This is a genomic window from Pseudoalteromonas piratica, from assembly GCF_000788395.1.
Taxonomy (GTDB): domain Bacteria; phylum Pseudomonadota; class Gammaproteobacteria; order Enterobacterales; family Alteromonadaceae; genus Pseudoalteromonas; species Pseudoalteromonas piratica.
In genome coordinates this window covers 1459690-1472765 of sequence record NZ_CP009889.1, presented here as the reverse complement: position 1 = coordinate 1472765, position 13076 = coordinate 1459690, and the positions used below count along the sequence as shown (strand labels likewise).

The 13076-nt window shown below is 41.8% G+C and carries 9 protein-coding genes; 5 read left to right on the top strand and 4 right to left on the bottom strand.

All coding sequences use genetic code 11. The annotated features are described in order from the left end of the window. Positions 1–43 precede the first annotated feature (43 nt). The gene (locus OM33_RS21190; RefSeq protein ID WP_040136600.1) at positions 44–919 is read left to right on the top strand and encodes a LysR family transcriptional regulator; all 876 of its coding nucleotides are present in this window, start codon (positions 44–46) and stop codon (positions 917–919) included. A gap of 34 nt (positions 920–953) precedes the next feature. Here OM33_RS21190 and OM33_RS21185 read toward each other — a convergent pair whose 3' ends face one another. After that, on the bottom strand, positions 954–1406 hold the full coding sequence (locus tag OM33_RS21185) for an RDD family protein (RefSeq protein ID WP_052141238.1): 453 nt from the start codon (positions 1404–1406) through the stop codon (positions 954–956). Positions 1407–1988: 582 nt separating this feature from the next. Here OM33_RS21185 and OM33_RS21180 point away from each other — a divergent pair. Further along, positions 1989–4070: a S8 family serine peptidase gene (locus OM33_RS21180; protein WP_040136598.1), complete on the top strand. Its 2082-nt coding sequence runs from the start codon at positions 1989–1991 to the stop codon at positions 4068–4070. A gap of 66 nt (positions 4071–4136) precedes the next feature. On the opposite strand, the gene OM33_RS22250 is transcribed toward OM33_RS21180, so the two are convergent. Continuing rightward, complete coding sequence (locus tag OM33_RS22250; RefSeq protein ID WP_052141237.1) at positions 4137–6146, bottom strand: winged helix-turn-helix domain-containing protein; 2010 nt, start codon at positions 6144–6146, stop codon at positions 4137–4139. Positions 6147–6264: 118 nt separating this feature from the next. On the opposite strand from OM33_RS22250, the gene OM33_RS21170 reads away from it, so the two are divergent. Next, positions 6265–7143, top strand: coding sequence for an alpha/beta hydrolase family esterase (locus OM33_RS21170; RefSeq protein WP_040136596.1), 879 nt, complete (start codon positions 6265–6267; stop codon positions 7141–7143). 4 nt (positions 7144–7147) lie between these two features. Continuing rightward, positions 7148–7945 carry a hypothetical protein gene (locus OM33_RS21165; RefSeq protein WP_052141236.1) on the top strand — a complete coding sequence of 266 codons (798 nt, stop codon included), beginning with the start codon at positions 7148–7150 and terminating at the stop codon, positions 7943–7945. Between the two features lie 184 nt (positions 7946–8129). On the opposite strand, the gene OM33_RS21160 is transcribed toward OM33_RS21165, so the two are convergent. Beyond that, entirely contained in the window at positions 8130–11192 is a 3063-nt protein-coding gene (locus OM33_RS21160) for an efflux RND transporter permease subunit (protein WP_040136594.1), read from the bottom strand. A gap of 11 nt (positions 11193–11203) precedes the next feature. Next, entirely contained in the window at positions 11204–12403 is a 1200-nt protein-coding gene (locus OM33_RS21155; protein WP_234402751.1) for an efflux RND transporter periplasmic adaptor subunit, read from the bottom strand. A 25-nt stretch (positions 12404–12428) separates the two neighbouring features. On the opposite strand from OM33_RS21155, the gene OM33_RS21150 reads away from it, so the two are divergent. Further along, a complete protein-coding gene (locus OM33_RS21150; protein WP_040137088.1) occupies positions 12429–13052 on the top strand; it encodes a TetR/AcrR family transcriptional regulator in 624 nt (207 codons plus the stop codon). The last annotated feature ends 24 nt before the right edge of the window (positions 13053–13076 follow it).

Genomic DNA, 13076 nt, shown 5'->3' with positions numbered 1-13076 from the left:
ATGTAATAATTGGATTTAATTAATACGAAATTGAAGGTGTGAAATGGACTGGGCAGGCGTGAGTGAATTTGTTGCAGTAGCAGAAACACAGAGCTTTACTGCAGCAGCAAGTAAACAAGGCGTATCAGTCGTTTATGTTAGTCGCAAGGTTAATGCGCTGGAGCAACGCCTTGGTGTAAAACTACTTAAACGCACAACACGAAAAGTTTCACTCACGGAAATGGGTCAGCAATTCTATTATGATTGTAAGCCGTTAGTCGAAGGCCTCGCTCAAGCCGAGCTTAATGTGAGCAATATTCAACATGGCATTGCTGGGCAAATTAGAGTTACCGCGCCGGTCACTTATGGCGAGCGTTATATTGCGCCACTGGTAAATGCCTTTTTAGCATTGCATGCAAATATTGAAATCGACCTGATCCTGACAAATCAAAAACTCGACTTAATTGACGGCGGTATTGATATCGCGATACGTCTAGGTCACTTAAGTGATTCCAATCTAATTGCTAAAAAGTTAGCGACGCGGCAAATGTTTGTCTGTGCGAGTCCTAAATACATTGAAAAATATGGCGAACCCCACACCCTCTCAGAATTAAACCTGCATCAGTGTTTAGTGGGTAGTAATAACTATTGGCGATTTTTATATCAAGGAAAAGCACGTAATTTGCGCGTCACAGGCCGACTAAAATGTAACTCTGGAGTGAGCTTATTAGATGCTGCAATCAGTGGATTAGGCCTGGCTCAATTACCTGACTATTATGTGGGAGAGGCACTAAAATGCGGCGATTTAGTTGAGGTATTACCAAGCTATCGCGATAAAGAAGAAGGGATTTGGGCTCTTTATGGTCACAATCGCGCATTACCGTCCAAACTCGACTTATTTATCCGCTTTTTACAAGAGAACATAAAAAAGCCCGCATAACGCGGGCTAAAATCAGGAAGAAATGTCGATAAGGTTAGTGTGTATCTTTCACCACTACGGTGCCTGCTATTAAGTCGTGCCATGTACGATTTTTTTCATCAATGGCTGCCCAAATAAAGCCTAAACCAAGTGGTAAAGCGGAAATGTAGTAGCCAATATAACGAACAATACTTTGTCCAACACTGGGCTTCGCGCCTGTTTCAGCGTCAATGACTTTGCTATCGACTGCCATTTTACCTGGGGTAGCTGCTTTATATACCCAGAACATTACCGTTAAAACAAAAGGTAAGATTTCATGATTCATAAATTCCTTGAAACCGAAAAAGTTAACAGGGCTCCATGACAGGTAATCGTCAAAAAAAGTAAATGCGAATGCGCTAACAACTAATGAAAATAATAAGCCATCAATAATAAGCGCTGTAAAACGTCTTAAAAAACCTGAGTATTCAACGTGACTTTGCACTGTTTGATAATAAGTATCTGTCATAACAACCTCTGTTTGCTTCCTGTTGATGGTTCCATCTTAATTATTCTTTAAAACTAAATTGTCAAAAAATGAAAAACGGTTAGATAGGGTTGTTAGCGGCGAAATTGAGTGGCTTAAGAGAATTAACTAAGACTCAAGTTAACATTTCATTGTTTGATTGATGTGCGTTGACCTGCGCTTTACTAATTATTTCAATTTACAAAATAGCTGTGAGATTGAGGCTCTGGCTTTCTAAATCATCAAAGTAATGTACGAAAGCAAAAATAGTGATTAACAGCCAGATAAGTTCTAATTTTTATAGCAAAAAGTTATGTAAAAGATTGTTAGGTTATAAATGGCGGTAACATAATATTTACATTTCTTGTTGTAGAGTATTTGCTCTCTGCTTGAAACCCTTTTATAGGTACAATTTTGATTTAGCCGTCTTTGTAAAAAGGCTTTTACATGCCAGTTTTTATACTTATTTTCATTCATTTACATTAAATTTAAAATTGACATCGCTGTCATTATTCTGCTTTTTTGTTGGGTGTAAATGGTTTGTTAATCATTTGCGCAACTTCACAACAACTAAAGGCAATAGTTATGAAAGCAAAATTAAATAAAACAACGCTCGCTTTATTACTTTGCAGTACCGTTGCAGGCACAGCAACCGCGGCGGATAAAGTATCACTCGATACGGAAAAAGCAGAACGATTCATTGTTACATTAAAAGCGGACTCGCTAAATTTAGAATTACCCATGACAGCAGACGCTGTGTTAAAGCATGATTTAAAACTAAGCAAATTGCAGTCAGTAGCAAGCAGTGTAACTACAGAAGCAATTCATATTCTGCCAAGTTCAAATTCTGTGGCAGTAGCGTTAACCCAATCTCAACGAGATGAATTATTACAACGCACTGATGTACAGTCAGTTGAAGTAGATCCTAAACGTTATTTATTGGCTGAAAGCACACCTTATGGCATTGGTATGGTGCAGGCGAATCAGTTAAGTGACAACTTAACTGGCAATCGCAAAGTGTGCATCATGGATACTGGTTATCAACTCGGGCATCCAGATTTACCATCTAGTGGTATTACGGGTAATGATGGTTATGGCAGTAACGATACGGGTAATTGGTACAACGATGGCAACGGTCATGGTACCCATGTAGCAGGCACCATTGCAGCAATTGGTGGAAATGGCCAAGGTGTGGTGGGGGTAAACCCATCAAATCAATTGGGGCTGCACATTGTAAAAGTATTTAACGACCAAGGCCGTTGGGCATATGGCTCAGATCTGATTCGAGCAATTGAACAATGTCAGCAGGCGGGTGCGAATGTAACGAGTATGAGTTTAGGTGGCTCAGGTCAATCAAGCGCGGAGCGCCAAGCGTTTGCAAATAGTTATGCACAAGGGATGTTACACATTGCAGCAGCGGGTAACGACGGTAACAGTTCAATGAGCTACCCAGCTTCATATGATGCAGTGGTTTCAGTTGCAGCGGTGGATAGCAGTGAAAGCAAAGCATCTTTTTCACAATACAACAGCCAAGTTGAAATTGCCGCGCCAGGTGTCAGTGTTAATTCAACCTGGATCAATAGCGGTTACAAAAGCATTAGTGGTACTTCAATGGCAACGCCTCATGTATCGGGCGTCGCTGCCCTTGTTTGGAGTCATTTCCCTAACTGCTCAAACCAACAAATCCGTGACGCGCTAAATACAACAGCAAAAGATAAAGGTGCAGCTGGGCGTGATACTTCATACGGTTACGGTATTGTGCAAGCAAAAGCAGCCTATGATTACCTTGCAGCTAGCAGTTGTGGTGGCGGTAATGGTGATGCAAAGCCTGTCGCCAGTTTTGCGGTACAAGTCTCTGGTAAAACGGCGCAGTTTAGTGATAGCTCAACCGATGATAAAGGCATAACAAACTACGCATGGCAATTTGGTGATGGAGCAAGCAGCACAAATCAAAACCCAAGTCACACTTACAGTGTCGCAGGAGACTACAATGTGACGCTGACGGTTACCGACACTAAAGGGCAAACCAACAGCAAAACGCAGCGTGTCACTATTAGTGATGGTAACAGTGGCGGCTGTAATGGTTTAGCTAATTGGTCCGCTGCAACCGCGTATCAAGTAGGTGATAAAGTGGCTTATCAAAGCAATCAATATGAGGCTACTTGGTGGTCAACAGGTGCACAACCTGATGTCTATACTAATGTGTGGAAGCGTACTGGCGCATGCTCGGGTGGCGGTGAAAACCAAGCTCCTGTAGCAAACTTTACATTTAATACATCAGGCTTGAGTGTGACATTTTCACAATCGGCAAGCGATGATAAAGGCGTTGTTAGCTATGCGTGGGACTTTGGTGATGGTGTAACAAGCAGTGCTACAAACCCAAGCCATTCTTACACACAAGCTGGGAGTTATACTGTTAGCTTAACAGTTGCCGACAGTGAAGGGCTAACGAACACCAAGAGTCAATCAGTTACGGTGACAAGCGATACAGGTGGCAATGGATGTAATGGTGTTGTGGCATGGAGTGCAAGTGCTATTTTCCTTGCCGGTGAACAGGCATCTTACAATGGTCGCTTATATACAGCCCAATGGTGGACGCAAGGTGCAAATCCTGAGCAAAACTCAGGCCCATGGGATGTATGGCAAGATGCAGGCGCGTGTAAATAACCCCACTACCGAGTCATAATAGATCCATTCTCAAATGGAGCAAGGCAACCAATTGGTTGCCTTTTTTTATTGTGTGTGAGAACTAATTTTGATGCGCCATAATTGACTGACTTGGTTATCGAGCAAACGACAGTAAAAATCCTTATTGATATGCGATTGACGGCAATCACTGGCACGGTATTTATCTAAATTAGGGATAGGTGTTACGGATGTATTATTTATATTAAAAGCGATGTGCTGGTTGTTTTTACGATAGATAATCTGATCATTTGCGAGCTGCCAACTCCGCCATTGCAATAATGGAAAATCGTCAATGATTACTGATTCATTGCTAGATATTCCTCGTTTAAACAATCCGTCTTCACTGAATTTTGTGAAATAAAGAGCGTTTTTATCGAAGTAAAAACTATAGCCACCATTAAATGTAATTTGCTTTGGTGCTTTTAACTCTGCATTAAACTGCCAAATATTCCATGCTTGCTGATGTTCAGCACTCACGTGTAAAGTGTTATTCGCATCAAAACCAACAAAGTGAATTGCACTAAACTGATGTGCTATAGATTGCCATTGTCTGCTTGCAAAGTCATAAATATAGAGCGAATCATTAATATTCGCGGCCAGTTTAGACGCATCGAAGGACCAGGCAAGATTAGTAACGTAGGTGATCTTACCATCAAAAGTTAATGGTTTTGCACCATCGCCATCAGTAATTTTTATACTGAGCTTACCGTTTATCGATTCAACATATGCAATGCGATTATCACTCGGAGCGGGGGCGAATTGCAGTATAGCGGCTTGACGCTTGGTGAGCGCTTGCGGCATGGCGTTTTCTGAATTTTCTGGGATCTGATACAAATTTGATATTACTGAATAATGCTCAGCATACATCACGTTATTGCTGGCAAAAATGCGGTAAAAAGTATCGCTATAATCGAGTTGTGAGAGCGCTTTATTTGCTGTATCAAACTGATATAAGCCATCCTTCGCTGATATTAATAACACTTGGTTATGCCACGTAAGGGAAATAACATCATCTAATAAGGGGGCGTTGTAACGCATAGATTGATCGGTTAAATCCATTAGCACTAAGCTATCTGGTTCGGTTGCATGGTAATTTATGTAGGCCAATTCATTATTATTCAGCGCAAAAACGCGATGACCCAACGTATTACCAACACTGTCAGGGTGGGTGAGTTGTTGTTGCCGTTTGGTTTGCGTATTAAACACCATCAACTTATAAGGGGCAGAATCGTTTTCACGATAGGGGTAAACTAACCGATTTTTGTCATCTAGTACCATATTTGAAATAACACTGTTACCGCAATCAAGCAGCTTGCTAACAACCTGAGTTTGAGTGTTAAACTTGACTATTTCGCATTGCCGAGAGGTTAAATCGGTTAATCTTGCTAAATAAACGTTTTCACCCTGCGCGATTACATCGGTGTAATAGGCATCATTTGCGAACAGGGGACTCATGCTGCCATCATTGTGTATTTTAATAGGGTTACTCACACCATCATTATGTTCTTTATGCAATGCGTAAAGGGTATTAGCCGTGTTATCGAAAAAAGGGTTAAAGGTAATACCTAGTTGCTCTGTTAAAATAGTCCGTTCTGTTAACTGAAGGATTTGTTTGTTTGATGCGGGCTTTAGCAGAATGAAAATGGCAAAGACACAAAGTGCCGCTACAACACCAATTAACATATTTAAATTGGGTTTAGACTGAGTCGTTTCAGAGTTTGACGGTGATGTGTTGTCATTTGTGATGGGTGTCACTGCAAAACGATAGCCAATTTTGCTGACGGTTAAAATATAAATCGGCTGAGATGGATTAGGCTCGATTAGTTTTCTCAATTGACTCACGGCGCGATTGACTGCGGCATCACTTACTACTCTGCCTTGCCAAACGTGTTCAATCAGTTCATCTCGCGACAGTGCTCGTTCGCTATTGCGGCAGAAAAAAACTAATAATTCAAATAACTTCGGCTCGCATTCAACCGCCTTTCCTTCAACAGTTAATGTGTTTTGTTGCGCATCTATTTGAATCACACCGAAGCTAAATGAGGTTCCTATCATTTTGATTTTGCTAATTATTATAATTTCATTATCAAATTATCATAACTTAATTAAGCCACAATAACAGCTTTTGGTTAGTTTTAATCTCGCTTTTTATACCAACACAGAGATCAAAATAATGACAAAAATAACCCAGATACTGATACTGACGAGTTGCATCATTTCAGGCTGTGGCGGCAGTGATAGTAAAGGTGGCGAACCAATAGTTGAGCAAAATAACAACAATGCAGTATGCGGTATACGTGCCATTCCAGAGGGAGCTAATTGCCTAACGTTTGAAGGGCGTGACAATTTAGTTTTTGGCGACACTGGCAAAAATTATAAAGGACTCATTCTTACGTTACATGGCGCACCGGGTTACATGGCAAAAGTTGCGGGTATTTTTGATGCGCCGATGCTAGCGGAAAAAGGCTATTTAGTAATCAGTCCAGATGGCAATGGGAGTGCCTGGGAGTGGGATAGCAGCACGAATACCAATACCAGCGATGACACTCATTACATTTCAGATTTAATTGATTACGCCCATGCTAATTATACTATTGAGGGCGAAAAGGCTCGTATACTTGGATACTCTGCTGGTGGCTTTATGGCGTATACCCTTGCATGCCAAATTCCAGAAAAATTAGATGGTATCGTGGCACTGGCTGGGCAATTTAGGGGAGATTTTAATGCTTGTTCAACGACCACTGCGGTTGCCATTCACCACTTGCATAGCCCTAGCGATACAGATGTACCGATTAATGGCCGCGCTAGCGGCAAAATAGCCAGTGTTGAAAATACACTAAACCACTGGCTGGCAATTAACGGTTGCGCATCGCAATTTGAGCAAACAAATCACCCAGGGGTAACCACAAGTAGCACTGGTACGGTGACCAATGTTTGGCAAAGTTGTGCCAGCCCAGTGGCATCATCAAAACTCTTTTCTGTTCCGCATGAATCAGATTATTTAGCGGATAAACTGTATTTGATTTATCAACAAAGTATGGCATTGGAGTAAGTTTATGCGTGTGTTACTGGTAGTTTTATTAAGTATATTTAGTTTTGCTTGCTCTGATTCTTCAACCCCATCGAAAACCTTTGAACCTATTGGGGATCAGGTAAATGAGCACGTTGAGCCAAAAAGTAATGTGCAGGTACCTAATAACCAAAGCCTGAGTGCTTATCGTATTGCGATTACAGGAAACAGCCATGTGTCAGGGTTAGGTGGTGTGGTGACATCTATCATTAAGCAAATATCAGGCGAAAAAACAGCTGAGAGCCAAATGATTGGTCATGGATTTTTAGATGTTAGCGTTAAAAGTACCAGCTCACTCGACGTACTTGCGAACGACAACTGGTCTCACATCATTTTACAAGGACAGAAATATTCGCAGTCACGCACCACCAATTATTCAACAACTGGTGCGCAAAGATGGATTGCCAGTGCGAAAGACGCAGGAGTGACGCCAATCTTGTTTCCTGAGCACCCACAACGAGGGGATGACACAGAGGCAGAGTATGTTTATGGCCTTCATCAAGTTATTACCGCTCAGCAAGCAAGCTGTATCGCGCCGGTTGGTTTGGTGTGGGATAGGGTACTCCAGTTAATGCCGCACATCGCACTGCATGCCACTGACGGTAACCATGCATCAGCCCTTGGCAAGTACTTAACGGCTTTGGTATTTGCAGAGATAATTACGGGGCAACGCATTGATTCAGTGAGCTTGGAACCGGTATCAGGCTTGTTGCCAGACGAACAATTATTGATGGCGCAAGCCGTATCTGAAATCATCTTTCAGCATCCTGCTTGCCCATTTTAATCTAGTAATCACTTAAAATTAGCGCTTGCGCTGATTTCCCTAAAGTGAAAGCACAAGGTCACCCTTGTGCTTTTTTAATAACCTGAACTCGGGTGAAAAAGTCGAGTTTATTACAAACAAATTTATCGCAGTAATAAGTAAAACTCTCTGCTAAAAAGAATTCTTTATGCGAGTTCAGGCTAACTTACTCGCTTTGTTTTTTTACGCGGTAGAATCCAGCATAAAGTGCTGGTACAACACCTAAGGTTAAAACCGTGCCCACCCCTAAGCCAAAGGCGATTACACAGGCCATGCCATAAAACAAGGGATCTTTACCTATGATTAAAGGTAATAAACCCATAATTGTAGTGATAGTGGTCATCGCAATTGGACGTAGGCGGGTTAAACATGCATCTATTATGGCTTGATAGTCACTTTTCCCAGCTGCTTGTTCAATCGCGATACGATCAATCAAGACAATGGCATTATTGATAATAATACCGGCAAGGCTATAAAGACCAAGGGTGACAATAAAGCCAAATGGCGCTTGCATTAGTAATAAACCAATCACGGCACCAATAAACGACAGTGGAATGGTCAGTGAAATGACCATGGCTTTTCTAAACGAGTTAAACTGCGCCACCAATAAAATAATAATAAAGCCAAGCACAATCGGCATATTAGCACTCAGTGCTTTTTGCCCCTCAGCGGATTCTTTGATAACACCGTCATATTCAATAACATGATTAACCGGTAAATCGTGTTTTAACAGTTGAATTTGTTCATCAACTAGCAGTTTAAAGTCTTCCGCAGACAACTGAGTGTTGCGCGCTTCTATGCTAATAGTGCGGAACATATCTTCATGATGAATAATTGAAAACTGATTAATCGGCTCAAAGTCGGCAACCTGAAACAGCGGAATAGCGCGACCAGATTTTTCTGAGTAAACATTTAATGTACGTAATCGGTCTAAACTATTACGCTCGTTTTCACCTGCGCGCAGCACAATTGGAATAATCTCATCTTGATCGCGGAAGTTAGTAATTACACCGCCGCTAAAGTAACTTTCAAGGGCTTGTGCAATTTCACTTGAGGTTAGCCCAGCGCGTTTAGCACGGTGTTGATCTACTTTAACCGAAATTTTGGTAATCAAGTTTTCCCAATCAGTACGCACATTAATTGCATTTGGTGCAGCATGTAACACAGCCATAATTTCTTGTGCTTTTTGGTAAATGACCTCTTTATCAGGGCCTTTTACCTGCACTTTTAAAATAGACGAATCCGACGGCCCTAAGAACATTTTGCGCACACGGGCTGAGGTGTTTGGAAAGCGCGCCTCAATTTGTCTATCGAGTTCTAAAACACGGTGTGCAATATCGGTGTCAGCAGCGACATTTAGCACAATGAACCCTTTGTTTTCAGCGGGATCTTCGGGGTTGAGCGAGAGTACAAAACGCGGCCCGCTAAAACCAACATAACCCGAGAAGCTTTCGATGTAAGCAAACTGCTCTTTGTTATTAAGCCAATTAAAAATTTCTTGCATCTGACGATTGGTTTCGCGTGATGATGTTCCGCGTGGTAAGTCAATATTTACAAGTACTTGCGTACGGTCTGAATTTGGGAAAAATTGCTTAGCGACAAACTTCATTGATGCACCGGCACCAATTAGCAGCATAAACATCGCAGCCAAGAACAGTACTTTGTGTTTAAGCACCCAGTGAAGAAACTGTTCATATTTGTTGTAGTAAGGTGTTAGTTTTCCAAATTCAGACTGCTCGCTAGCGCTGGTTTTTGGCACTTTTATAAAGTAATAGCTCAAAATAGGTGTAACAGTGAGAGCCAACACCCAACTACTTAACAAGGTAATTAAGATCACCAATGAAATTGAGCGTGTGTATTCGCCAGCGACATGTTCAGCCAACATTAGAGGTAAAAAGAACAAAATGGTGGTGGCTGACGAACTCAGTAACGGGATAGCCAGCTCTTTACACCCTTGCACCATGGCATTGTAGCGGTCGATGCCTTGCTCTAATCGGCGCTTAAAGTCTTCGGCAATAACAATGCCGTTATCGACTAATAAACCAAGCGAAATAATCAGGGTTGCCAAGCTCATGCGCTCTAGCTTAATGCCACTGTATTGCATAATGGCAAGGGTAACCAGCATAACGAGCGGCACAATAGCACCCACAATTAAGCCGGTGCGCAGCCCTAAGAAAAGAATTACCACAACAAGCACGATTGCCAGTGTTTGCAGCACATTAATTGATACCCCTTTCACCGTTTTTTCAACTTGGTCGGCCTGATAGGTAGCAATATCCAATTGATAACCAATGGGTAACGTTTGCTCAATTTCTGCAATTTTGGCTTTAAATCGCGGTGCAAATTCTAAGATGTTGTACTCTGGCAACATCGCATTTGAAAAGAAAATTGCGGGTTTGCCATTAAAATACGCCAATTTGTCTGGTGGATCGATATAGCCTTTTTTAATGGTGACGATGTCTTTCAGGGCAATGAAATCCTCGGTACCAGGAATGGTAATATACGTATTTTCAATGTCTGGAATGCTATTAAAGTTACCGGTGGGCTCAATAATAAAGCGACGGCTACCAGTATCAACACTGCCACCTGATTGCACAATGTTTTGTTTTTGCAACTCGTTAATCAATGCCAGTGGCGAGATGCCTAATTGTGCTAGCTTTGCATTTGATGCTTCAAGGTAAATACGTTCCGCTTTCGCACCTAAAATCTCAATTTTTTTCGTGCCTTCAACCCCGTAGAGGGTGTCGCGAATATGTTGAGCAATATCGTACATTTCGGCCATTTCAAAGCCGTCGGCTGTGAGCGCAAGGGTGATCACCGACACATCACCAAACTCGTCATTTACGAAAGTTGGGTGGGTACCTTGTGGTAATTTACCTTGGGCATTATTCACCTTATTACGCAAATCTTGCCAAATATTATCGAGGTTAAAATAACGGTCGTAAATTTTTACGTGAATGGTTGAAAGCCCTGTAGAAGAAGAGGATTTGATCTCTTTCACTTCCGGAATTTTGCGGATTTCTTCTTCTAATTTTCGCGTGATTAATTGCTCTACACGGTCGGGTGCCATGCCCGGAAATTGCGTGCTAACGATGGCTTCTCGGATGGTAATAGTGGGGTCTTCTTGAGCCGGCAAAGTGAAGTAGGCAATAATGCCGTTTAGCATTAACAGCGCCACCACAAGCAGCACGGGCTTTTTGTAATTAAACGCCAAAGCGGTGATATTCATATTACCGCTCCTTAATTAAAACGCTGTACGGCGTTATCAAGCAGCGACACTTTTTGGCCGTCGCGTAAAAATGCAATACCTGCTGTGGCAATGATTTCGTCGTCTTTTAAGCCTTTAGAAATAATCACTTGGTTGTTAATAACATTTTCTGTTTGCACAAAACGTTTTTCTAACAGTTGGGTGTTTGGATCAAAAACAAATACATAGGATTTTTGTTTTACATCGGCCCCCAGACTACTCACCGGAATACGAATACTTGGCCCAGTAAAGCCTGTGCGGCCAATTCCTTGATAAACAAACTCTACTTCGGCAGTCATACCGGCACGTAACACTGAATTCTCTTCATCTAAAATGACTGTAACAGGGAATGCATTGGCTGATTCTGCGCGGGTGCCTTTTTCTGAAATATGCCCTTTCATCGCAATTTGAGGCATCACAGGGTAAGTTACTTTTAAGGTCATATCGCTGTTTAAGTCGTGAATTATACTTTCTGGCACCATTACGCGTACTTCAAAACCGTGTTGACCTTCAATCTCAAATACTGATTGGCCTGCGGCAACTTGCTGTGAAGGTTCAATTAAGCGTTTAGTGATTACGCCGTCGTAGGGGGCGAGTAACTCACTGTCTTGCACATTTTTACGGGCAATATTGAGCTGGGCATTGGCGACATCCACAGCACTTTTGGCTGATTCAAACGCTGATTTTGAGTTATCAAAGCCAGATTTTGACACTAAGCCTTGCTCACTCAGCGTTTTGTAACGCTCATATTCATTTTGAGCTTCTTGAAGCGTTGCTTCGGCTTGTTTTACTTGCGCTGATGCCGATTCAAAACTTAATTGAAAGGTCAGTTGATTCAGTTTGGCAAGAGGCTGGCCTTTCGCCACGGTGTCGCCCAGTTTTACATACACCTTTTCAACTTTCCCGTTAACTTCAAAACTTAAGTTGGCATTTTCAACGGGTGCAACAATGCCTGAAAGCGTTCGCACTTGCTCAAAGTTTGAGGTTTTTACTGCTGTCCATGCGATTGGGCGGATAGGTGATTCGGTATGTTCGATTTCTTTTGAACAACCAACAAGCGTGATAAGACACGCGACAACGTAAAGTAAACGCATAACGGTTCCTGTAATAAGTGCTAAATTTAAATACACACATTGATTTGGTACTACCAAGTACCAAATATTTTGGTACCATGCAGTACCAATGTCAACCATGTTTTTTCAATTAATAGGTACAGTCTTGAGTTTAGAACAAATTTTAAATGCTAAGCCGTTATCAGAACGCGGAAAAAAAATTCTCGCGGTAGCCCAAACACTATTTTTAGAACATGGTTATGACAATACTTCACTTGAAATGATTATTAGTGAGTCGGGCGGGTCGAGGCGTAATATCTACAGCGAGTTTGGTAATAAAGAGAAACTGCTGCTAGCGGTTATTCGCCAACAAGCCGAAGTGCAAGTGGGGACTTTACTTAATATTGATTACGACTTGCCGCCGCAACAAGCCTTAAGCCGTGTGTGTTATGGTTTTGCTCAAGGCTTTTTATCTGAGACCATGATAAAACTGTTCCGCTTAGTGACTAATATTGTGCCAAAACTGCCAGAAGTAGGGGAGCTTATCTATCACTTTGGCCCGTTAAGAGGCAGTATTCCGCTGGCGAAATATTTAAGCCATTTACACCAGCAAAACATGCTGGATGTTGACGACGCTGAATATGCCGCAAAGCTATTAATTGAAATGATTAAAGGGCGTTTGCACATTAAAGCGGTATTGCTACCAAATGAGCCAATTAGCGAGCAAGAAGTGCAAGAACATGTTGATAAAGCGGTTGCCCGCTTTTTAAAAGCGTATAAAGTGGCTTAACGCTATTTTCCGTGCAGCTAACTA

What these genes read in the sequence shown, in the direction of transcription:
- OM33_RS21190 (WP_040136600.1), top strand. Translation starts at nt 44, where the DNA reads ATGGACTGGGCAGGCGTGAGTGAATTTGTTGCAGTAGCAGAAACACAG.
- OM33_RS21185 (WP_052141238.1), bottom strand. Translation starts at nt 1,406, where the DNA reads ATGACAGATACTTATTATCAAACAGTGCAAAGTCACGTTGAATACTCA.
- OM33_RS21180 (WP_040136598.1), top strand. Translation starts at nt 1,989, where the DNA reads ATGAAAGCAAAATTAAATAAAACAACGCTCGCTTTATTACTTTGCAGT.
- OM33_RS22250 (WP_052141237.1), bottom strand. Translation starts at nt 6,146, where the DNA reads ATGATAGGAACCTCATTTAGCTTCGGTGTGATTCAAATAGATGCGCAA.
- OM33_RS21170 (WP_040136596.1), top strand. Translation starts at nt 6,265, where the DNA reads ATGACAAAAATAACCCAGATACTGATACTGACGAGTTGCATCATTTCA.
- OM33_RS21165 (WP_052141236.1), top strand. Translation starts at nt 7,148, where the DNA reads ATGCGTGTGTTACTGGTAGTTTTATTAAGTATATTTAGTTTTGCTTGC.
- OM33_RS21160 (WP_040136594.1), bottom strand. Translation starts at nt 11,192, where the DNA reads ATGAATATCACCGCTTTGGCGTTTAATTACAAAAAGCCCGTGCTGCTT.
- OM33_RS21155 (WP_234402751.1), bottom strand. Translation starts at nt 12,403, where the DNA reads ATGGTTGACATTGGTACTGCATGGTACCAAAATATTTGGTACTTGGTA.